A 22044-nucleotide genomic window follows, 5' to 3' on the forward strand; every position below is an offset into this window, starting at 1 on the left:
CGCGGCCGGTTTCCTGGTAGTAGCCTTCCATCGACTTGGGCAGGTCGGTATGCGCCACGAAGCGCACGTCGGGCTTGTCGATGCCCATGCCGAAGGCAATCGTCGCGCACATGACGATACCGTCCTCACGCAGGAAACGACGCTGGTTGGCGGCACGCACCTCAGCCGGCATGCCGGCGTGGTAGGGCAGTGCCTGCATGCCTTCGTCGCACAGGAACTGTGCGGTCTCCTCGACCTTGCGTCGTGACATGCAATAGACGATGCCGGCTTCGTCGCGGTGGTTGCGCAGGAACCCCAGTAATTGACGCTTGGCGTTGTCCTTCTGCACCACGGTGTAGCGGATGTTGGGGCGGTCGAAGGAACTGACGAAATGCTGCGCCGTGGCCAGGTCCAGGCGTTCGGCGATCTCACGTTGGGTAGGCGGATCGGCGGTAGCGGTCAGGGCAATACGCGGCACCTGCGGCCAGCGCTCGTGCAGTACCGTCAGCTGCCGGTACTCGGGGCGGAAATCATGGCCCCATTGCGACACGCAATGGGCTTCATCGATGGCGAACAGCGCGATATGGGCGCGGCTTAGCAGGGACAGGAAGCGCCCGGTGAGCAGGCGCTCGGGGGCGACGTAGAGCAGTTTCAGCTCGCCGGCCAGGAGCTTGCGTTCGACCCGCGCGGCGGTTTCGGCATCCAGCGTGGAGTTCAGGTACTCGGCGCGGACCCCGACCTGGTGCAAGGCTTCCACCTGGTCCTGCATCAGTGCGATAAGCGGTGAGATGACGATGCCGCAGCCATCACGCAGCAGGGCCGGGATCTGGTAGCACAGCGATTTGCCGCCACCGGTGGGCATCAACACCAGGGCATCGCTGCCGTTGGCAACGTGCTCGACGATGGCCTGCTGATCGCCGCGGAAACTGTCGTAACCGAAAACGCTGGAAAGCAGTTGTTGCGCGGGACTCTGGGGCATTGCGCTAGTTTACCCGCTGGCGGCCGCCCCGAATGACCGATATGGCGTCAGCCGCGCAGCCGCGCCCGTTTCAGGATTGCGGTAAAGCCCCGTAGTGCCGAGCCATGCTCGGCAGAAGCACCCCCGTAGTGCCGAGCCATGCTCGGCAGAAGCAGTCCCCGTAGTGCCGAGCCATGCTCGGCAGAAGCAGCCCCGTAGTGCCGAGCCATGCTCGGCAGAGGCCTTGCCGGTAAAGCCCTTGCCGGTAAAGCCCATGCCGAGCATGGCTCGGCACTACAGACAGGCGTTGCAATCCACCTGCGGCAAAGCCCCCTTGAGTCAAGGGGGCCTGTCGAACCCGTTATTGCAGCAACGAGCGCAGCATCCACGCATACTTTTCGTGGATCTGCAGGCGCTGGGTCAACAGGTCTTCGCTGGGCGCGTCGTCGGCGTCATCGGCCTGGTCCAGGACCTTGCGTGCGGTGCGGCAGACCGCTTCGTTGCCGACCACCAGTTGGCGCACCATCTCGCGCCAATCGGCGCTGTCATTCAGGCCCGGCTCCTCTGGGATCGAGGTCAGCGCGGCGAACTCACGGTAGGAGCCTGGTGCGTTGAAGCCCAACGCGCGGATGCGCTCGGCGATCTCGTCCAGGGCATTCCACTGCTCGGTGTACTGGTCCATGAACATGTTGTGCAGCGAATTGAACATCGACCCGGTGACGTTCCAATGGAAATTGTGGGTCTTCAGGTACAAGGTGTAGGAATCGGCCAGGAAATGCGACAGGCCGTCGGCGACCTTCTTGCGATCCGCCCCCTTTATCCCGATATCAACAGCGGGTGCCGAGGGCGCGGCGGCTGCCAGTTTCTTCTTCCCGGCATCCGTCGTCGGGACGGATGCGGCGGCGGCCAGCTTCTTCTTTCCGGCTTCTGGTTTGCTGCTGTTCTTGGCCTTGGCCATGACGCTTTTCTCCTTGGCGGGTTGAATGGCTTCACAATAGCGCTCTGGGCACCATACCTGTATTTCAAGTTTTCACATTGAACGATTGATGAGCGCTATCGAAAAAGACCTATCCGCGCGCCTGCGCGCCGCCCGACCCGCGATTGACGGGGGGATGAGCCGTGACCGCGGGCGCCTGTTGGGGCTGCTGTCACGCTGGCAGGGCAAGCCTGCGGACGCGGCGGCCGAACAGGCGTTCCAGCAGTCGCTGCAGCGCTCGCAGGCGCAGCGACAGCAGCGCGCCGCGCGCCCGATCGCCATCACCATGGACGAGGCGTTGCCAATAGCGCGTGAGGCCGAGCAGATCAGTGCCCTGATCCGCAGCCATCAGGTGGTGGTGATCGCAGGTGAAACCGGCTCCGGCAAGACCACCCAGCTGCCGAAGCTGTGCCTGGCGGCGGGCCGGGGCGAGGCGGGCATGATCGGCTGCACCCAGCCGCGCCGCATCGCCGCCCGCGCGGTGGCCGCCCGCGTGGCCGAAGAGTTGCAGACCGAATTGGGGACGGTGGTCGGCTACCAGGTACGTTTCACCGACAAGGTCGGTGAGGACAGCCGCATCAAGTTCATGACCGACGGCATCCTGCTGGCCGAGATCGCTTCGGACCGCTGGTTGTCGCGCTACGACACCCTGATCATCGACGAGGCCCACGAACGCAGCCTCAATATCGACTTCCTGCTCGGCTACCTGAAGCAGCTGCTGCGCAAGCGCCCGGACCTGAAGTTGATCGTGACCTCGGCCACCATCGATACCGAGCGTTTCTCGCGTCATTTCGACAATGCGCCGGTGGTCAATGTCGAAGGCCGCACCTACCCGGTGGAAGTGCGCTACCGGCCGCTGGACGAGGTCGGGCAGAGTGCCGACAGCGCTACCGCTCCAGCACGTGGCAAACGGGCCGAAGCGGACAGCGAATCGGCGATGGATCCGGTCTCGGCCATTGTCGCCGCCGTCGATGAAATCACCCGCAGCGATGCACGCGGCGACGTATTGATCTTCCTGCCGGGTGAGCGCGAGATCCGCGATACCCACCAGGCGCTGGAGCGACGCAAATACCGCGAAACCGAAGTGCTGCCGCTGTATGCACGCTTGTCGGCCAAGGACCAGGACCGGGTATTCAATCCTGGCCCGAAGCGGCGCGTGGTGTTGACCACCAATGTCGCCGAAACCTCGCTGACCGTGCCGCGCATCCGTTACGTGGTCGATCCGGGTTATGCACGCGTCAAGCGTTACAGCCCGCGGCAGAAGCTTGATCGCCTGCATATCGAGCCGGTATCGCAGGCCAGCGCCAACCAGCGCAAGGGCCGCTGCGGTCGTATCTCCGAGGGCGTGTGCTACCGGCTGTATTCGGAAGCCGACTTCCTCAGCCGGCCGGAGTTCACCGACCCGGAAATCCGCCGTTCCTCATTGTCCGGCGTGATCCTGCGCATGTTGCAGCTGGGCCTGGGCAAGATCGACGAATTCCCGTTCCTTGAAGCGCCAGACGAGCGCGCGGTTGCCGACGGTTGGCAGCAGCTGGCCGAGCTCGGTGCGATCGATGACGAACGCAAGCTCACCGCCATCGGTCGGCAGATGGCGCGCTTGCCGGTGGACGTCAAACTGGCGCGCATGCTGGTGGCCGCACAGAAGGGCGGTTGCCTGCGCGAGATGCTGGTGATTGCTTCCTTCCTCGGTATCCAGGATCCGCGCGAACGGCCGCCGGAGGCACGTGAGGCGGCGGATAACGCCCATGCCCTGTTCGCTGATTCGCGCTCCGAATTCCTTGGCATCCTGCGGTTGTGGAATGCCTACCGCGATGCCCACGAAGAGCTCACCCAGTCCAAGCTGCGTGATTGGTGCGGGCGCCACTTCCTCGGCTTCCTGCGCATGCGCGAATGGCGCGAGCTGCATCGCCAGCTGCGCCTGCTGTGCGAGGAGCTGGGCTGGGCTATGGGCGAGGACGAGAGCTTCGGCAAGGCGCTGTTGTCAGCGCCGCCGGCCTTGCCCGCCGGGGGGGATGTCGAAGCCAAACGCAAGGCCACGCGGGGTGAGCAGCACAAGGCTGCACGTCTGGCCCGCGAGGGGAAACCGGGTTTAAAACCGGGGTCAGAGTCGGGTTTCCCACTTGTCACTTCCGGGGCGGAAAAAGTTCGGGGGAAACCCGACTCTGACCCCGGTTTTAAACCCGGTTCCAATTCCGTCCCGGACAAGGTGCGTATCGCCGCCTACCAGACGCTGCACCGCGCGGTGCTGGCTGGCCTGCCGACCCAGATTGGCCACCGCACCGACAAGGGGGACTTCCAGGCGCCGCGCCAGCGTCGCTTCCACCTGTTCCCGGGCTCGGCGCTGGCCAAGCGCCCGCCGCCGTGGGTGCTCAGTGCCACGCTGTTGGATACGGCGCGCGTATGGGGCATGACCAACGCCGCCATCGAGCCGGACTGGGTGATCGCCGAGTTGCCGCATCTGCTGGCGCGCAAGCACTTCGATCCGCATTGGTCGCGGGCCCAGGGCCAGGTGCTGGCGTCGGAACAGATCAGCCTGTTCGGGCTGGTGCTGGCACCGAAAAAGCCCGTGCATTACGGCAGGATCAATCCCGGCGAAGCGCATGACATCTTCGTGCGGCAGGCACTGGTGACGGGCGAGATCAACACCCGCGCCGGCTTTGTCGCCGACAACATGAAGCTGCTGGAGCAGGCGCGCGAAGAGGAGGCCAAGCTGCGCCGTGCCGGCATCGTTGCCGATGAGGACTGGCAGGCGCGCTGGTACCTGGACCGGGTGCCTTCGCATATCCACTCGGCCAATCTGCTCGATGGCTGGTGGAAGGCACTGTCAACGGAGCAACGCCGCAGCCTGCACTGGTCATTGACCGACCTGCTGCCGGGTGAGGGGAGTGAGCAGGATCGCTACCCGAAGTATTTCCCGCTGGGCGATGCGCGCCTGGCGATGCACTACCGCTTCGAGCCGGGCAGCGAGGACGATGGCGTCACCCTTGATGTGCCCCTGCATCTGCTCAATGCATTGGACCCGGCGCGACTGTCGTGGCTGGCGCCAGGCTTTGTCGCCGACAAGGCCTCGGCCTTGATCCGCAGCCTGCCCAAGGCGATGCGCCGCAACTACGTGCCGGCACCGGATTTCGGGCGCGCATTTGCCGAAGCCTGGCCGCAACCCTCGGCCGATGACATCCGTGGCGAGCTGGCGCGGTTCCTGTCCAAGACTACCGGCGCCACGGTGGCAGCGACGGATTTCGACCTTGATTCGCTGGACCCGCACCTGCGCATGAACCTGCGCTTGTTTGAAGTGACAACTGCCACTGCGGCACGCGGCAAAGCGGCCCAGGGTGCTGGCAAGGACGGCATGAAGCTGCTGGCGATGTCGCGTGATCTGGACGCGCTGCGTGCGCGTTTTGGCGAACGTGCCGGCAGCGCATTTGCCGCACGCGCTGGTGCCGCGCTGGCGGCCGAAGGTCTGCGCGAGTTTCCGGCCACAGCCATTCCCGAACAGGTTCCGGGTGAAGCCGGGGTGCCGGCCTATCCGGCGCTGGTGGACACGGGCGATGCGGCTGCGTTGCGCATCTTCGCCGACAGGAACGAAGCCGCACTGGTGCATCCGCAGGGCGTACGCCGTCTGTTGGAGATCGCCCTGGCCGACAAGCTCAAGCAGGCGCGCAAACAGTTGCCGGTGTCGCCCAAGACCGGCTTGTTGTACGCGGCCATCGAGTCGCAGGAGCGCCTGCGCGGTGATCTGGTGGATGCGGCGCTGAACGCCGTACTGGCGGAGGGACTGGAACTGATCCGCACACCCGAGGCGTTCCAGCAACGCTGCGCCGATGCTGGCAAGCGCCTGTTCGGCGAGGCGATGGAACGGCTCAAGCTGGCCGAAAGCATCCTCGGCCTGGTCGGTGAACTGAAGCCGCAGCTGGAGTCCCCGTTGATGGGCTGGGCGCGCGGCAACCTGGACGACATGCAGGCGCAGCTGGCGGGTCTGGTACATGCCGGTTTCCTGCGCGAGACCCCCGCCGATGCGCTGGCTCAGTTCCCGCGCTATCTGAAGGCGATGATCCTGCGCGCCGAACGGGCGAAGCGTGATCCACCGCGCGACCAGGCGCGCATGCTGGAGCTCAAGCCTTTCGTCGATGCGTTGCAGGAAGCGCGCGTGCAGGGACTGGCCCAGCGTCCGCAGTGGGCGGCCCTGCGCTGGGATATCGAGGAGTTGCGGGTGTCGCTGTTCGCGCAGGAACTGGGCTTCCGTTCCGGCATCTCGGCCAAGAAACTCGCGCAGCGGGTGGCAGCGCTGCGCAGTTGAGGGGGCTGCGTTCAGCGGGTGATGGCGGCTCCCGGGCGGTGCTGCTGGGCGCAGGCACGGCGGGCGGTGTTCATCTGCGTATGTGCACTGGCATGTTCGCGGCTGATGGCCTGGCGGAAGGTTGCCATCCGTTGCCGTAGCGCCTGGCTGCGTTGCGCATCCGTTGCCTGTGCCAGTTGCTCGTTGAGCATGCTCATCTGCTGTTGCAGCGTGCCGACACGGTCATTGGACGAGCCATAGATGGACGCGGTGGCGGTGCTGATGCAGCTGCGTTCGGCTTCCAGCGCCTCGGAGGGTGTCGCGCTGGCGGGCAGCGCCCCGGCCGGCGGGCTTGCCGCGGTGCCGCCGGATGCCGCGCCGCCTGCTGCCGCCTGCTCGCGCAGCTTCATCGGCTCGGCGCGCGCATCGCAGGGATGCTCGGAATACATGGTCTCCCCGGATTTTCCCTTGCACTTGTACACCTGCGCGGCGGCGCTGGCCGGAAGCAACAGCAAGGACAGGGTCAGGACGAGTAAGCGCATGGGGCAGCGGGCTCGGAGTATCGAAGGGGAAGACAGCGTCCCCGGCCATCCCGGCCGGGGCGGAGCGGTCGCGTTTACTTGGTGCGGCGGACCTTGGCACGGGTATTGAGCCCGTCGATCTGCAGGTACCACACGTTCATCAGGCCAGGGGTGATGCGTACCTTGGGGGCTTGCTTGCGCACACCGCTGGCGCCGGTGTCGTCGGTCTGTTCCCAGATCTGGCCATTGTCCAGGGTGTACTGGCGGCCTTTGCTGAAGCCGCGGAATTCACCTTCCAGCACCGCCTCGATCGGGTCCTTGGAACCGAAGTCATAGAAGCCGCGATTCTTGACGATCACTTCCTGGCGGCCTTCTTCGCGCGCCTGCTCCACGGCAACGCTGGCGGCCTGCGCCACCTTGCCCTGCAACCAGTTGTTGAGCGTGACCAGTTCTTCGGCGCTGAGCTTGTTCAAGCCGGCGGCATTGAATTCGGCAGCGGACATCTGTTGCTGCAGGTCCCCCTCTACCACGCGCTGCGCGTGTGCTTCGGTGAACGGGAAGGACGATAAAGCGGTGACGGCAAGCAGGACAGCAAGGCGGGGCAGCTTCATGAACATTGTTCCCAGAGAGGGTGGGCGCTAGTGTAGGGGCAACCGCCTGCAATTGAATGCTGTGAACAGTTCCCCCACCCCCGGTCTGGCCGCGCTGCTGCAGCGCGCCTCCACCCGCGCCCTGTCCGAGCCGCTGCGCGAGGCCTTGCTGGCCAGCTGGCAGCAGCCGGACACGGATGTGTCACCGCGCCTGTCCTGGCCGGTACTCGCCGATACCCTGGATTCACTGGCGCTGCTATCGGCCGATGAAAGCGTGATTGTCGCGGCGCTGTTGTTCGACCTGCCGGGCTTGCGCGCGCGCGCGGCCGAATTGCCGCTGGGCGCGGGTGCGGCAGCTGTCAGCGGGCTGCTGGATGGCCAGGAGGCCGCCGACCAGGTGTGGGCGCTGCACGCCGGCCGCGATGCCGGCCGCAACAGCGAAGGCCTGCGCCGGTTGTTGCTGTCGATCATCCACGACCTGCGGGTGGTGCCGATCCTGCTGTCCCGGCAGCTGGCCTGCATGCGCGCCGCCGACAAGTTGCCGGCCGAAGAGCGCCGTGCGCTGGCCCAGTTGACCCGCGACATCCACGCGCCGTTGGCCAACCGGCTTGGTATCTGGCAGCTGAAATGGGAACTGGAAGACCTTGCGTTCCGCTTCCTGGACCCGGAAACCTACCGTCACATCGCCCGTGAAGTCGACGAAACCCGTATCGCGCGTGAGCGCTACGTGGAAACGGTGAAGAACAAGCTGTCGGCGGCCCTGGCCGAGCAGGGCATCCGCGGCGAAGTCAGCGGCCGACCCAAGCACATCTACAGCATCTGGCGGAAGATGCAGAAGAAGCAGCTGGCCTTCGAGCAGCTGTACGACCTGCGTGCGGTGCGGGTGATGGTGGATGATGTGGGCGCCTGCTACGCCACATTGGGTGTCGTGCATGCGTTGTGGACACCCATCCCCAGTGAATTCGACGACTACATCGCCCGGCCCAAGGCCAACGACTACCGATCACTGCATACCGCGGTGATCGGCCCGGAAGGACGCACGATCGAGGTGCAGATACGCACCCACGAGATGCATGCGCAGGCCGAGCTGGGCGTGGCCGCGCACTGGAAGTACAAGGAAGGCGGCAAGGGCGCGGAGAAGGCCTTCGACCGCAAGATCACCTGGATGCGGCAACTGCTGGAGCAGGCGCAGGATCCGGGCAGTCCGGATGACCTGGCCGGCGCGCTGGATGCCGAGCTGGTCGAAGACCGCGTCTATGCGCTCAGCCCCAAGGGCGAGGTGATGGACCTGCCGGCCGGAGCCACGCCGCTGGATTTCGCGTACCACGTGCACACCATGGTCGGTCACCGCTGCCGTGGGGCCAAGATCAATGGCCGCATCGTGCCGCTGACCTACCGCCTGCGCAGCGGTGACCGCGTCGAGATCCTCACCGGCAAGGAGGCCGATCCACGCCGCGACTGGCTGCTGCAATCCAATGGCTTCCTCGCCAGCGGCCGTTCGCGCGAGAAGGTCCGCAACTGGTTCCACAAACTCGACCGTGCCCGCAACGTGCAGGCCGGCCGCGAACTGCTGGACCGCGAGTTGAAGCGGCTGGGCCTGCAGCATTCGGACCTGATGGTGGCGGCGCGCAAATTCCACGCCGACAGCGTGGACGATCTCTACATCCAGGTAGCGCTTGGCGACACCGGCCCCAACCAGGTCAGTCGCGCGCTGCTGGAAGCGGAGAAGGCCGCATCGCAACCCGCGGCGCCCGTGCTGCCACGGCCAACCGCACGCCGTGGCAGCATCGGCAAATCCGATTTCACCGTGCAGGGCGTGGGTAACCTGCTGGTGCAGCTGGCGCGCTGCTGCCAGCCGGTGGCGGGGGAGCCGATCACCGGTTACCTGACCCGTACCCGTGGCGTCACCGTGCATCGCATGGATTGCGCCTCGCTGGCACGCCTGTCCGCCGCGCATCCGGAGCGGGTGCTGCCGGTGGAATGGGGGCGGACCGGTTCCGGTTACGAGGTGGACGTGATGGTGCGTGCGGTGGACCGGCGCTGGCTGTTGAAGGACATCACCAACCTGATCGCGCAGGAAGATGCCTATGTGCTGGAGATCAACAGCGACAACCTGCGCGAGAGCGGGCGGGTGCAGCTGCGCCTGCGTCTGAAGGTCAACGACTACGGCCAACTCTCCACCCTGCTGGGCAAGCTGGATGCCTTGCCCGGCGTGGATGATGCGCGAAGGCTGGGATAGGTAAGCTTGGCGCATGGAGAACTGGCGTCAGCGCGGCCAACAGGGATTGGAGACATTCGGCGACAAGCTGCGGCTGTACGGGCGCTGGTGGGTGGCGCGTGGCTGGAACAGTCCGCGTGCCTGGCGGTCGATTGCCATTGGCGTGGCGGGCTTGGCACTGGTGCTGGCGCTGTTCCGACAGCCGCTGGCCGATTGGCTGTGGCCGGAAACCAAGATCCAGAAGCTGCTTGATGAGGGTCGTTCGGCGCTGCGCGAAGGGCGCTTGAGTGCTGCCGACGGACACGGTGCGCGCGAATTGTTCGAGGCGGCCGCCGCGCTGGACCCGGACCGCAGCGACATCCGCAATGCGCTGGCGCAGACCGCACAGGCCGCGCTGGCACAGGCGCGCCGGCAGTTGCAGGCCGGTGACCGCGAGGCCGCGGCGCAGAGCCTGGCGCTGGCGCGGGAGCTGCAGGCCCCGTCAGCGGATATCGATCCGCTTGCGGCCCAGCTGCAACAGGCGGTGCGTGGGCATGACGGGATCGAACAGCTGTTGCAGCAGGCCGAGGCAGCACAGGCACAGGGCCGCCTGGACGATGCAGCGGACGCGGCGCTACCGCTGTATCAGCGCGTGCTGGCACTGCAGCCCGACAAGATGCAGGCATTGGAAGGGCGCGACGAAGTACTGTCCGATCTGTTGACCCAGGCTACACGGGCGGCGGATCGCGGCGACCTCGCCGCTGCCGCGGACTTATTGCAACGCGTGGAGCGTTATGACGCCGGCCACGCCAATCTGCCAGCGGTGAAGGCGGTGATGAATGCCGCATTGGAGCAGCGACGGCAGCAGGGTGAACGCGATCTGGCGCGCGGTCGCCTGCAGCGCGCCGCCAGCGCGTTCCAACAGGTATTGGCAGCGGGCGAGGACCCGGCCGCACGCCAGGGCCTGCAGCGCATCGCCCATGCTCAGGTGCAGGAAGCCGTGCGTCTGGCAGCGGATTTCCAGTTTGAGGCGGCCGATCGTGCCCTTCAGCATGCGCGCGAACTGGCACCTGACAGCGCCGAGCTGGCAGCGGCCGAGCAGGCCGTGCAACGCGCACGGCAGGCCCGGCAATCGATGGAAGTACCGGTCAGCGCCGCCGAACGCGAACGCCGCTTGAAGGCGTTGCTCAAGCAGCTGGAGGAGGCCGAGGCCCGCCAGCAGTGGCTGCTGCCACCGGGCAGCAGCGCCTACGACCGCTTCAAGGCGGCGCAGGCGCTGGCGCCGCAGGACCCACGGGTCAGGCGTGCGGCGGCAAGAATCCTGCCTGCCGCGCGCACCTGCCTGGACGACAACCTGCGCGGCAACCGCCTGCGCGCGGCGCGTACCTGCCTGGATGCATGGCAGGCGCTGGCGCCGACCGATCCGGCATTGGCAGCGGCGCGCCGGCGCCTGGCACAGCGTTGGATCGCGGTGGGCAGTGAGCGTCTGGGCGGCGGTGATACCGCGTTCGCCGAACAGGCGCTGGCGCAGGCGCAGCAGATCGATCCGGCCACGCCGGAGATTGCCGGTTTCAGCGAGCGCGTGCGCAACGCCTTGCGCTGAACACGGTGCGGCCGCGCGCTGGCGGCAAGGTCTCTGCAGGTCTGCGCAGGCCTGATAGCGTCGAGTCCATTCCGCGCTGGGGCGCTCCCGGCAAGATGTGCAGCGCAGCTGCGCGCTGGCGAACGGCGTGTACTGCGCCGTGTTCGCTGTCTCGCTACACGATCCTCAGCGGGTGATCTGCCGCAACACCTGTGCGAGTTTTTTCACCGCGACCTCAAGTTCGGCTGGCGAGTGTGCGGCGAACCCCATCAGAAAGCCGGCTGTCGCGGTCGCACTGGACGCGTGCAGGGCGCTCAGCCCGAGCAGATCGATCCCGGCACGGCGCGCAGCATCGATGGCGCGCTGCTCCGGGATGTCGCGGATGAAAACGCAGGGCATCTGCATGCCGCCATCGGGTACACGCGGCTGGACGAAGTCCTTCAGGTGCCGGCGCACCAGCGTCGCCAGCACGTCGCGCCGTTCGCAATACAGCGCGCGCATGGCGCGCACATGCGCGCCGAAATGCCCGCCCTGCATGAAACGCGCCAAGGTCAGCTGCGGGATCGGTGCGCTATGCCCATCCAGCAGGGTGCGGGCGATGGTCATCGGTGCGACCAGCTCGGTCGGCAGGATCATGAAGCCGATGCGCAGGCCGGGGAACAGCGACTTGGTGAAGGTGCCGATGTAGATCGTGCGCTGGTGTGGATCCAACCCCTGCACGCAGGCCATCGGCCTGCCGGCGTAATGGAACTCGCTGTCGTAGTCGTCTTCGATGATCCATGCCTGCTGCTGGCGAGCCCATTCGATGATCTCCAGGCGCCGCGCCAATGCCAGCGTCGCTCCGCTGGGGAACTGGTGCGAAGGGGTCAGGAACGCGGCCCTGGCCGGCTGCGTGGCCTGGTGCAGCCGTGCCACCTGCATGCCGTCGCCATCCACGGGCACGGGAATGCTGTCCAGGCCGGCCGCATCAAAGGCCTTGCGCGCGCCATGGTAGGCCGGGTCTTCAATGAAGATGCGCTCGCCGGGGTCCAGCAGCACGCTCGCGCACAGGCTCAATGCCTGCTGCGAGCTGGTCACCACCAGCACCCGCTCCGGGCTGGCGTGGGCACCGCGCTCCAGGTTGACGTAGTCGGCGATCGCTTCCCGCAACGCTGCCATGCCCTGCGGCGGACTGTGCAGCAGGGCGGCGCTGCCCCATTCCTTGAGTACCTGGCGTTGCAGCCGCTCCCAGGTCGACAAGGGGAAATTGCGGGTCTCCGGTACGCCCGGGACGAATGGCCGCGGCGCGATGAAATCGCGCACCCCGCCGTTGCGGTACATGGCCGCGCCGCGTCGACTCAGTCGCAGCGTTTGTGTTCCAGGCGCAGTGCGGCGGGTGGTGCCGCGTCCGCCCAGGCGACGTGCGCCGTCGGCGACGAAACTGCCACTGCCAACCCGGCGTTCGATGAAGCCTTCGGCATGCAACTGGCCGTACGCCGCCTCCACGGTGTCGCGGGAGACGCCCAACGAGCCCGCCAGGGTGCGCGAGGCCGGCAGCGGCCTGCTGGCATCCAGCGCGCCATCAAGGATCAGCTGGCGCACCGCGCGCTGGATGCGCACGTGCAGGGGCAGGCTGCGCTGCGCCGGGTCGACGACCCAGGCTTTCACTGACTCAAGCTGCGCGTGCTTGAACAATTGGTCTGGCCTCTGTCGGTAAAGTGGCTGGGTATATCAGTCCATTCTACGTCTATAAAAACGGACCCGGCAGGCCCGTCGCCGGCCACCACCAGGAGTCCGAACTTCGCCATGCCGTCCGCTGCCTGCTCCCGGGCCATCCGCCCGGCTGACCTGATCCATCCCATCGTCGCGGGTCTGGTCTCGGTGATCGTCAATTACGGTGGCACCTTCATCCTGGTCTTCCAGGCGGCCAAGGTGGCCGGGCTCAGCCCCGAGCTCACCGCGTCCTGGGTGTGGTCGCTGTCCATCGGGGTCGGCGCAAGTGGCCTGCTGTTGAGCTGGTTGAGCCGCGAGCCGATTATCACCGCATGGTCCACGCCCGCAGCCGCCTTTCTGGTGACGGCGCTGGCGACCACGCCCTACAACCAGGCCATCGGCGCCTACCTGATCAGCGCCGCTGCGTTCGTGGTGCTGGGCCTGTCGGGGTGGTTCGATCGCCTGATCCGGTTGATTCCGGTCGGGGTGGCCGCGGGCCTGCTGGCCGGCATCCTGCTGCAGTTCGGTACACGGGCGTTTGCCGGGCTCGCGGTCGATCCGCTGCTGGCCACTCTGCTCATCCTCGGCTATCTGCTGCTGAAGCGTTTCAGCGCCCGCTACGCCATCGTCGGCATCCTGCTGCTGGGGCTGGCCCTGCTCTGGGGGCAGGGCCGGCTGGATCTTTCGGGCGTGTCACTGCAGTTGGCCAGGCCGGTCTTCACCGTGCCCGCGTTTTCGTTCAATGCCCTGCTCAGCGTGGCGCTGCCCTTGTTCCTGATCACCCTGACCGGCCAATACATGCCGGGCATGCTGGTGCTGCGTAACGACGGCTTCCGCACCAGCGCCAATCCCATCGTGGCGGTCACCGGCCTTGGTTCCCTGTTGATGGCCCCGTTCGGTTCGCATGCCTTCAACATCGCCGCGATCACCGCAGCCATCGCCACCGGCCGCGAAGCACATGAAGATCCCGCGCGGCGGTGGGTGGCGGGGGTTGCGGCGGGGCTGTGCTACATCCTGGTCGGGGTGTTCGGAGTGACCTTGGCCGCAGTGTTCATGGCGCTTCCGGCGACCTTCATTGCCACCCTGGCCGGACTGGCATTGCTGGGCACGATTGCCGCCAGCCTGGCCACCGCGCTGGCCGAACCGGCCAGCCGCGAAGCGGCGCTGATCACCTTCCTGGCAGCCGCGGCCAACATCACGCTGCTAGGCATCGGTGGCGCGTTCTGGGGATTGTTCATCGGCTTGATCGCGCACGCGCTGCTGCATGGGCGCTGGTCACGCGCCCATCTGTCATCCCGGACCGGCACCGGCGAACAGGAGCAGGCCAATGTCTGAACCCTCATCCAGTTCCCGACTCCCTTCAGCGACTTTGACCCCGACCCAGCACGCACGTCATGGACGCTATCCGCAGGCGACGACGGTCGAGGATTTCCGTCGCAATCTGGCCGCGGTGCGCGCACGTATGGATGCAGCGTGCGTGCGCGTGGGCAGGAACCCCGCGCAGGTCAGGCTGTTGCCGGTCAGCAAGACCAAGCCCGAGGCCAGCCTGCGCCTGGCCCATGCCGCAGGATGTCGCCTGTTCGGCGAAAACAAGGTGCAGGAGGCAGCGGGAAAATGGCAGGCAATGCAGGATCTGGAGGATATGCGCTGGTCGGTAATCGGCCATCTGCAGACCAACAAGGCCAAGCTCGTGGCCCGTTTCGCCAGTGAGTTCCAGGCGCTGGACAGTCTGCGGTTGGCCGAAGCACTGGAGCGCCGGCTGCAGCTGGAGGGGCGATCGCTGGATGTGTACGTACAGGTGAATACTTCGGGCGAAGCCAGCAAGTACGGCTTGGAACCGGACGCGGTGGCAGCCTGCCTCAAGGCGCTGGCTGCCTATCCCTGCTTGCGCGTGCGTGGCCTGATGACCCTGGCCCTGTTCTCGGCCGAGGCCGAGCATGTGCGTCGCTGCTTCGTACGCCTGCGTGAACTGCGCGATCGCCTGCGCCAGGATGCACCGGCGGGCATCACGCTGGACGAACTGTCGATGGGCATGTCCGGCGACTTCGAGATCGCGATCGAAGAAGGTGCCACGGTAGTCCGTGTCGGTCAGGCGATATTCGGCGCGCGGCCCTTGCCGGACAGCCACTACTGGCCCACCGGCGATGACAGCGGGGCATTGGCCCGATGAAGACCGCCCTTGCCATTCGCCATCTGCATTTTGAAGACCTGGGCAGCTTGCAGCCGCTGCTGCTGGAGCGTGGTTACACACTGCGCTATCTGGAGGCCGGCACGGACGACCTGCGCGATGCCGCGCTGGCTGACCTGCTGGTGGTGCTGGGCGGGCCGATCGGCGCTTTCGACGAGCAGCTGCATCCCTTCCTGCTTGACGAGCTCACGCTGATCGAACGGCAACTGCAGCAGCAACGGCCACTGCTGGGCATCTGCCTGGGCGCACAGCTGATCGCCCGTGCGTTGGGTGCGCGCGTAGCGGACATGGGTTTCAAGGAAATAGGTTTCGCGCCACTGACCTTGAGCGTGCAAGGCCGGGCATCCGTGCTGGCCGGCCTGCAAGGAGTGCCGGTGCTGCATTGGCATGGTGATCGCTTCGAGCTGCCGGACGGAGCGATCCCCCTGGCGGGAACCGCGCTGTGTGCGAACCAGGCATTCAGCGTCGGGCGGCACGTGCTTGCACTGCAATGCCACCTGGAAGCGCAACCGCAGCAGATCGAGCGCTGGTTGATCGGACATGCCTGTGAGCTCAGCCAGGCCGGCATCGATCCGCGGCGCTTGCGCTGCCAGGCCGCTGCCGTGGCGTCGTCGTTGCCAGCGGCGGCGCAGGCGGTGTTCGCAGCCTGGCTGGACGCGCTGCCGCCAAGCCCGGGCAAGGCCAGTGATTGCAGTCAACCACCCACGTCCAGGAGCACACATCATGTATGACACGCCCATAGATCTTGCCGACTTCGATCCCGAACTGGCCAGGGCGCTGCAGGCGGAGGCGCGCCGTCAGCACGATCATGTCGAACTGATTGCGTCGGAAAACTATGCCAGCCCCTTGGTGATGGCGGTCCAGGATTCGGTATTCACCAACAAGTACGCCGAGGGTTACCCCGGCAAGCGCTATTACAGTGGCTGCGAGTACGTGGATGTGGCCGAACGTCTGGCCATCGAGCGGGTCAAGCAGCTGTTCGACTGCGACTATGCCAATGTGCAGCCGCATGCCGGTGCGCAGGCCAATGCGGCGGTGTTCCTGGCCCTGGCCAAGCCGGGGGACACGGTGATGGGCATGAACCTGGCACAGGGCGGGCATCTGACCCATGGCAATCCCTCCAACTTTTCCGGCCGCCACTATCGGATCGTGCCTTATGGTCTCGACCCGCAGACCGGCTTGCTCGACTACGAGCAGATGGAGCGCATCGCGATGGAAAGCCGCCCGAAGCTGTTGATCGGGGGCTTCTCGGCGTATTCGCGGCACAAGGACTGGGCGCGCATGCGTGCCATCGCCGACAAGGTCGGCGCTGTGTTCTGGGTGGACATGGCGCATGTCGCCGGCCTGGTGGCCGCTGGCGAATACCCGGATCCGCTGCCGCACGCGCATGTTGTGACCAGTACCACGCACAAGACCCTGCGCGGGCCGCGTGGCGGCATCATCCTCAGCAGGGGACAGCCTGGGGATTTCAACAAGCGATTGGACTCGGCGGTGTTTCCGGGCATCCAGGGCGGGCCCTTGATGCATGTGATCGCGGCCAAGGCGATTGCGTTCAAGGAGGCGTTGCAGCCCGGGTTCAAGACCTACCAGCGGCAGGTGATCCGCAATGCGCGGGCGATGGCGGCGGTGCTGCAGCAGCGTGGTTACCGCATCGTTTCCGGTGGCACGGACAACCACCTGATGCTGCTTGACCTGTCCAGCAAACCGTTCACCGGCAAAGAGGCGGACGCCGCGCTGGCCCGTGCGTGGATCACCACCAACAAGAACTCGGTGCCGAACGACCCACGCTCGCCGTTCGTGACCTCGGGTGTGCGGATCGGCACACCGGCAGTCACTACGCGCGGTTTCGGCATCGCCGAGTGCGAGCAACTGGCCGACCTGGTTGCCGATGTGTTGGATGGATTGGAGGCGGGCAGGCTTGATCGCGTGGTTGGCGAGGTGCGAGCGCAGGTGTCAGCGCTGTGTCGGCGCCATCCGGTGTATCGCTGAGAGTTGTTGCGCGGGTTGGCACCGCGCAGTCGCCTGCGACCGCGCGGCCAAGGTTCATCTGCTGCGCTTGACCAGGGAGATGAGGGTTTCCCGTAGTCCGTTGTGTGCCTGCTTCTCGCTGAGGTCGCTGGCCACTGTTGCATGCGACTGCGCTTCTGAGGCAACCCCTCATTGCGCACCTCCGGGATTTCACGCCCCTGGGTCACCATGCAGTTGATGCAACTGCGTGGTGACCCAGGCGACTTCCTTCAAGCCGGGTTTTCTGGAGGCATTGGCTGCCTTGGTGTTCCGGGTGCAGGGGCCTGGATTGGCTGGCCCCTTCAGTAAAACCCTGGTCAGCCTCACCTCACCGCAGCCACCATCGATTCGGCCAAGTTGGCTCTTGTATCGGGTCTGCACCTGGCTGCAGTGGTGGGGGGACCCTGATGCATGAAACGGGCGATGAAGGCGGTGGGGTGCAGGTTCAGGGCGAGTCGAAGAACACCCGTTGCACCGCCTGACGTGCGGCATCCATCGAAAAGTGCCTGGCGATGTTCGCCAGGCCGTTGTCGGACAGGCGTTGCCAGAGCGCTTCGTCGTCATAGAGCCGCAGCACGGCTGCGGCGAATGCCTGGCTGCCGTCGGCGACCAGCACATCCTGGCCATCGTGCAGGTGCATGCCCTCCACGCCACAGGTGGTGGCGACCACCGGTTGCCCATGGGCCATGCTCAGGTTGACCTTGCCCTTGACCCCGGCACCGAAGCGCAGCGGTGCGACTGCAACGCGCACGCCGGTCATGAACGGCACGACATCCGGTACATAGCCATGCACCTGTACGCCGGGGCTGCCGGCGGCCAGTGCATGGATGCTGTCGGGCACATCGGCGCCAATGCAGTGGAAGCGGATATCCGGGCGTTGTGCGTGGATCAATGGAAACACTTCGCCGATGAACCAGGTCATCGCGTCCAGATTCGGCGGATGGCGGAAGCCGCCGACGAAGACAAGGTCATGCCGCTGTGCCCAGCGTTGGCCCGCGCCGGCAACTTCATGCAGGTTGGAGATGAGTTCCACCCGCACCTGGGGCGCGTCGGTGGCCAGTTGTTCTTTTTCCGCCGCGCTGACCAACAAGGTCACATCGGTGGCTGCCATGACCGTCAACTCGCTGGCGCGGGTGCGTTCGGCACTGCGCAGCAGGCGTTGGTCGCGGGCCAGTTCGGCGCCGCGCCGCTCGCGCAGGTAGTGCAGGTCGACGGTATCGAACACGGTACGTGCCTGCGGAGCGAACTGTTTCAGCAATGGCAGGCAGGCGTTGGCAACGTGGTAGCGCACCAGCATGACCACCGCAAAACGTTTGCCGTTGTCGCGCAGCCAACTGCCCACGCGATCGAGGAAGGGGGCGTGCCAGACTTCCACGCCCATGGCCTGCAGGGTGCGACTGGCTGGACCGGCAGGTTCACCGCGGGTAGGCAGGAACACCACGTGCGCACCTTCTGCCAGCAGCATGCGGATCAGGTTGAACTGACGCAGCGAGGCCGAGTCGCGGTCGGGCTGCGGCAGGCACTCATCGATGATCAGGATCTGCCGCTGGTGGCGATGCAGCAATGCAGGTGACGGCACGCTGCCGGGTGCCGGCTGGGTGGCCAGGGCGTCCCGCCAGACCTCGGCGAATACGGCTTGATTGCGGACCTGATAGGCCTTGACGCCAGTGCGGGTGTCGGTGCCATTGCTGGTGCCTTCGTCATGCACGACGCGGCTGGCGGGCTGTACCAGCACGCGGCGTCCGGCCGCGCGCACCTTGAAGGCAAGGTCGGTGTCCTCGTAGTAGGCCGGTGCATAGCGGCTGTCCAGGCCACCCAGCTCTTCGAACAACAGCCTGGGTATGGCCAACACTGCACCGGAGCAATAGTCGGCATCGCGCAGCGCGCTGTAGCGGGGATCTTCGGCCGATTCGAAGCGACCGTAGCTCCAGCAGCTGCCATCGGCAAACACCACACCACCGGATTCCTGCAGGCGACCATCCGGATACAACAGCTGGGCGCCGACCAGGCCGGCCTCGGGGACATGGCTGAAGGTGTCCAGCAGCGCATCCAGCCATCCGGGCTGCGGGATGGTGTCGTTGTTGAGCAGCACCACGTAGTCGCCGCGGCTGAGCCGCAGACCATCGTTGCAGGCCGCGATGAAGCCGCCATTCTGCGCCCGCAGGTGGTAGCGCAACCCCTCGATCTGCTGCATCCAGGCCGACGTGCTGTCGCTGCTGCCGTCGTCGATCACCAGGATCTCGCAGCTGGCGACAGGCGGATGCGCGGCCAGGGCGCGCAGGCAGGCCAGCGTATGCGCGCACTGGTTGTAGACCGGGATGACGATGCTGGCGGCCGGGCGCTCGCTGCGCGGCACGCGGAACGGTGCAAAAGGAGCATTGTCAGGGACGTACAGCGGCTCGCGCTGGGTGGGCGGCTGGCGCCGGGTATGCACGCCCACCCGGTGCAGGGTCGCCCGCCAACCCCGGGTGCGCAGGCTGGCCAGGCCCCGGCGTATCAGGCCGACGATGCGGTTGACGGCGTAGCGCGCATCGGCCAGCGAAATCGACATTCCTTTGGAACTCCAGCTTAAGCGGGGAACTGACAGCCAACGCCCCCGGCGATGCGGCTGCGTTAGACTCATTACAAACCACATTCTCGCATCCCTGTGCCACGACGCCACGATTCCGACGAGTTCGACGACGATACCGACGGCAACAGCCCTGTGTGGCGGAGCCGCCTGATTACCTGGGGACTGGCCGCTGCCGCGTTGGGGCTGGGCTTCATGATTCCCTATACGCTGTACCTGAACAGTCAGGTCAGCCAGCGTTTTGGTGAGCTGCGTTGGCAGATCCCGACCCGCGTCTATGCGCGCCCGCTGGTGCTCAGCCCGGGGACGGCGATGAACGCCAATACCCTGAAGACCGAGTTGGCGGCGTCCGGTTACCGGGACGATGGCGCCGGCAACAGCCCCGGCACCTACAAGGTGCAGGGCGGCAGTTTCAGTATTTCCAGTCGCGGCTATGTCGACGTCGATGGCAACGTCGCCGCGCGCAAGGTGGACGTGGTCGTGTCGGGTGGACAGGTGGCCTCCCTGCGTGATGCCGGCAGCCGCAAGGCGCTGAAGGCTGCGCGGTTGGATCCGGCGCGTATCGCCACCTTGTACGGGCAGAAGCAGGAAGAGCGCCGGCTGGTGCGCGTGCGCGAAGTGCCGGAACTGCTGGTCACCGGCCTGCAGGCGGTGGAAGACAAGGATTTCGCTCGCCATCACGGTATCGACCTGAGCGGTATCGCGCGTGCGGTCTGGGTGACCATCCGCAGTGGTGGTGAGACCCGGCAGGGCGCCAGCACCCTGACCCAGCAGCTGGCCCGCAGCGGCCTGCTTGGCATCGGCAAGGAGCAGACGCTCACCCGCAAGTTCAACGAGGTGTTGTACGCGCTGATCATGGAGGCGCGCTACGACAAGGAAACCATCCTTGAGGCCTATCTGAACCAGGTCTACCTGGGCCAGCGTGGCAAGCAGGCCATCCACGGCGTCTCCTCCGGTGCCGAGTTCTGGTTCGGCCGCGACCTCAACGCGTTGAGCAGCGAGCAGATCGCGCTGCTGATCGGTCTGGTCAAGGGACCGTCGTTCTACGACCCCCGCCGCAATCCCGAGAACGCGCTGGATCGCCGCAACTTCGTGCTGGGCAAGCTGCACGAGAACAAGCTGATCGATGACGCCGAGTACCAGCGTGCCCTCAAGGCACCGCTGGGTGTGTCCAAGACCGCGGGTATTGCGGCGGCAAACCGCTTCCCGGCCTATGTCGACCTGGTCCGCCGGCAGTTGGGCAACGACTATCCGGAAAGCGTGCTGCAGGGCGCCGGCCTGAACGTTTTCACCGGCATGTCGCCCTCGGCCCAGGCCTATGCCGAGGGTGCGGTGGCACACACCATCAAGGCGCTGGAAAACAAGCGCCGCCCCGAGCTGCAGACCGGCCTGGTGGTCACCGACGTCCACAACGGTGACGTGCTGGCCGTGGTCGGCAGCCGCGATGTCTCCGAGCCCGGCTTCAACCGCGCCATCGAGGCGCAACGGCCGGTGGGTTCGCTGCTTAAGCCCTTCGTCTATCTGCTGGCGCTGGCCCAGCCGGACCGCTTCTCGCTGGCCAGCTGGGTGGATGACTCGCCGGTCACGGTCAAACTCAGCCGCGGCCGCAACTGGACGCCCGGCAACGCCGACAACCGCAGCCACGGCACCGTGCGGTTGATCGATGCGCTGGCCCGCTCCTACAACCAGGCCACCGTGCGCGTCGGCATGCAGGTCGGGCCGGAACGGCTGACCCAACTGATCAATGTGCTGGCAGGCCTCAAGGCGGAGTCCAATCCGTCGGTGATCCTTGGCTCCACCGACCAGAGCCCGTATGGCATGGCCCAGCTGTACCAGTTCCTTGCCTCCGGCGGCGAAATCCAACCGTTGCATGCGGTGCGTGGTGTGGTCGATGCGCAGGGCAAGCTGCTCAAGCGTTACGACAAGAGCCCGGCACCGGCACAGGAGGGCGACTCGATCGCAGCCAACCTGATCAGTGTCGGTCTGCAGCAGGTGGTCTCCAGTGGTACTGCCTCGGGCTTGAACGCCGCAGGCCTGTCGCGGCTGCAGGCAGCCGGCAAGACCGGTACTTCCAACGACGGTCGTGACAGCTGGTACGCCGGCTATACCGGCGATCATCTGGCGGTGATCTGGATGGGCAACGACCAGAACGAGCAGACCGGCCTGTTTGGTGCTTCCGGCGCGATGCGGGTGTGGTCGGGAATCTTCCGCAACCTGCCCAGCAAAGCCCTGCATGTGAACAACAAGGGCCTGGACTGGCAGTACGTGGAAGCGGCGGGCAGCAATGCCACCGACGAATCCTGCCCGGGCGCGCGTCGCTTCCCGTTTGTGGTTGGCTATGCCCCGCAGTACGTGCCGTGTGCACTGCCGGCCGAAGTGCCGTTGGAAGAAGGCGGCGAAGGCACGCAGGAGCAGTCCGGCGGCGGTTGGCGTGGCTGGCTGGGCCTGGATCGCAAGGAACCTGAACCGGCTGCGGCCCCCGCTGCGCAGACGCCTGCGCGATAATCCA

The 22044-nt window shown here is 66.1% G+C and carries 14 protein-coding genes; 8 read left to right on the top strand and 6 right to left on the bottom strand.

The features are described 5' to 3' along the window. Positions 1-958, bottom strand: a 958-nt coding sequence (locus RT131_RS11045) for a RecQ family ATP-dependent DNA helicase (RefSeq protein ID WP_313172866.1), incomplete at its 3' end; no start/stop codon positions are given. A gap of 340 nt (positions 959-1298) precedes the next feature. Next, on the bottom strand, positions 1299-1895 hold the full coding sequence (locus RT131_RS11050; protein WP_313172867.1) for a Dps family protein: 597 nt from the start codon (positions 1893-1895) through the stop codon (positions 1299-1301). Between the two features lie 88 nt (positions 1896-1983). Here RT131_RS11050 and hrpA point away from each other — a divergent pair, with 88 nt between their 5' ends. Continuing rightward, positions 1984-6210, top strand: coding sequence for an ATP-dependent RNA helicase HrpA (hrpA, locus tag RT131_RS11055; protein ID WP_313172868.1), 4227 nt, complete (start codon positions 1984-1986; stop codon positions 6208-6210). Between the two features lie 11 nt (positions 6211-6221). Here the strand turns inward: hrpA and RT131_RS11060 are convergent, their stop codons facing one another. Both RT131_RS11060 and RT131_RS11065 read right to left on the bottom strand, forming a co-directional pair. Further along, a complete protein-coding gene (locus tag RT131_RS11060) occupies positions 6222-6731 on the bottom strand; it encodes a DUF4124 domain-containing protein (protein ID WP_313172869.1) in 510 nt (169 codons plus the stop codon). A gap of 74 nt (positions 6732-6805) precedes the next feature. Further along, positions 6806-7321, bottom strand: coding sequence for a hypothetical protein (locus RT131_RS11065; RefSeq protein ID WP_313172870.1), 516 nt, complete (start codon positions 7319-7321; stop codon positions 6806-6808). A 61-nt stretch (positions 7322-7382) separates the two neighbouring features. On the opposite strand from RT131_RS11065, the gene RT131_RS11070 reads away from it, so the two are divergent. Together RT131_RS11070 and RT131_RS11075 are read left to right on the top strand one after the other, a co-directional pair. Further along, positions 7383-9539 carry a bifunctional (p)ppGpp synthetase/guanosine-3',5'-bis(diphosphate) 3'-pyrophosphohydrolase gene (locus tag RT131_RS11070; protein ID WP_313172871.1) on the top strand — a complete coding sequence of 719 codons (2157 nt, stop codon included), beginning with the start codon at positions 7383-7385 and terminating at the stop codon, positions 9537-9539. A 13-nt stretch (positions 9540-9552) separates the two neighbouring features. Next, a complete protein-coding gene (locus RT131_RS11075) occupies positions 9553-11100 on the top strand; it encodes a hypothetical protein (RefSeq protein ID WP_313172872.1) in 1548 nt (515 codons plus the stop codon). Positions 11101-11265: 165 nt separating this feature from the next. Here the strand turns inward: RT131_RS11075 and RT131_RS11080 are convergent, their stop codons facing one another. After that, complete coding sequence (locus RT131_RS11080; RefSeq protein WP_313172873.1) at positions 11266-12726, bottom strand: PLP-dependent aminotransferase family protein; 1461 nt, start codon at positions 12724-12726, stop codon at positions 11266-11268. A gap of 138 nt (positions 12727-12864) precedes the next feature. Between RT131_RS11080 and RT131_RS11085 the strand changes: the two genes are divergently transcribed. Genes RT131_RS11085 through glyA form a run of 4 tightly spaced genes read left to right on the top strand, consistent with a single transcriptional unit; the run spans position 12865 to position 16948 of the window. Next, positions 12865-14106 (top strand): benzoate/H(+) symporter BenE family transporter, encoded by a 1242-nt coding sequence (locus RT131_RS11085; protein WP_313172874.1) that lies wholly within the window; start codon positions 12865-12867, stop codon positions 14104-14106. Next, complete coding sequence (locus RT131_RS11090) at positions 14099-14941, top strand: YggS family pyridoxal phosphate-dependent enzyme (RefSeq protein ID WP_313172875.1); 843 nt, start codon at positions 14099-14101, stop codon at positions 14939-14941. Before RT131_RS11085 ends, RT131_RS11090 begins: the two co-directional genes overlap by 8 nt. After that, a complete protein-coding gene (locus RT131_RS11095; protein WP_313172876.1) occupies positions 14938-15690 on the top strand; it encodes a glutamine amidotransferase in 753 nt (250 codons plus the stop codon). The genes RT131_RS11090 and RT131_RS11095 overlap by 4 nt, the downstream gene beginning before the upstream one ends. Then, positions 15683-16948, top strand: a complete 1266-nt coding sequence (glyA, locus tag RT131_RS11100) for a serine hydroxymethyltransferase (RefSeq protein ID WP_313172877.1) — start codon at positions 15683-15685, stop codon at positions 16946-16948. The genes RT131_RS11095 and glyA overlap by 8 nt, the downstream gene beginning before the upstream one ends. Before the next feature lie 463 nt (positions 16949-17411). On the opposite strand, the gene RT131_RS11105 is transcribed toward glyA, so the two are convergent. Then, entirely contained in the window at positions 17412-19517 is a 2106-nt protein-coding gene (locus tag RT131_RS11105; protein WP_313172878.1) for a glycosyltransferase, read from the bottom strand. A 96-nt stretch (positions 19518-19613) separates the two neighbouring features. Here RT131_RS11105 and mrcB point away from each other — a divergent pair, with 96 nt between their 5' ends. Then, positions 19614-22040, top strand: coding sequence for a penicillin-binding protein 1B (mrcB, locus tag RT131_RS11110; protein ID WP_313172879.1), 2427 nt, complete (start codon positions 19614-19616; stop codon positions 22038-22040). The last annotated feature ends 4 nt before the right edge of the window (positions 22041-22044 follow it).

Origin of the sequence: Stenotrophomonas sp. (genome assembly GCF_032066555.1) — a bacterium.
GTDB lineage: Bacteria > Pseudomonadota > Gammaproteobacteria > Xanthomonadales > Xanthomonadaceae > Stenotrophomonas.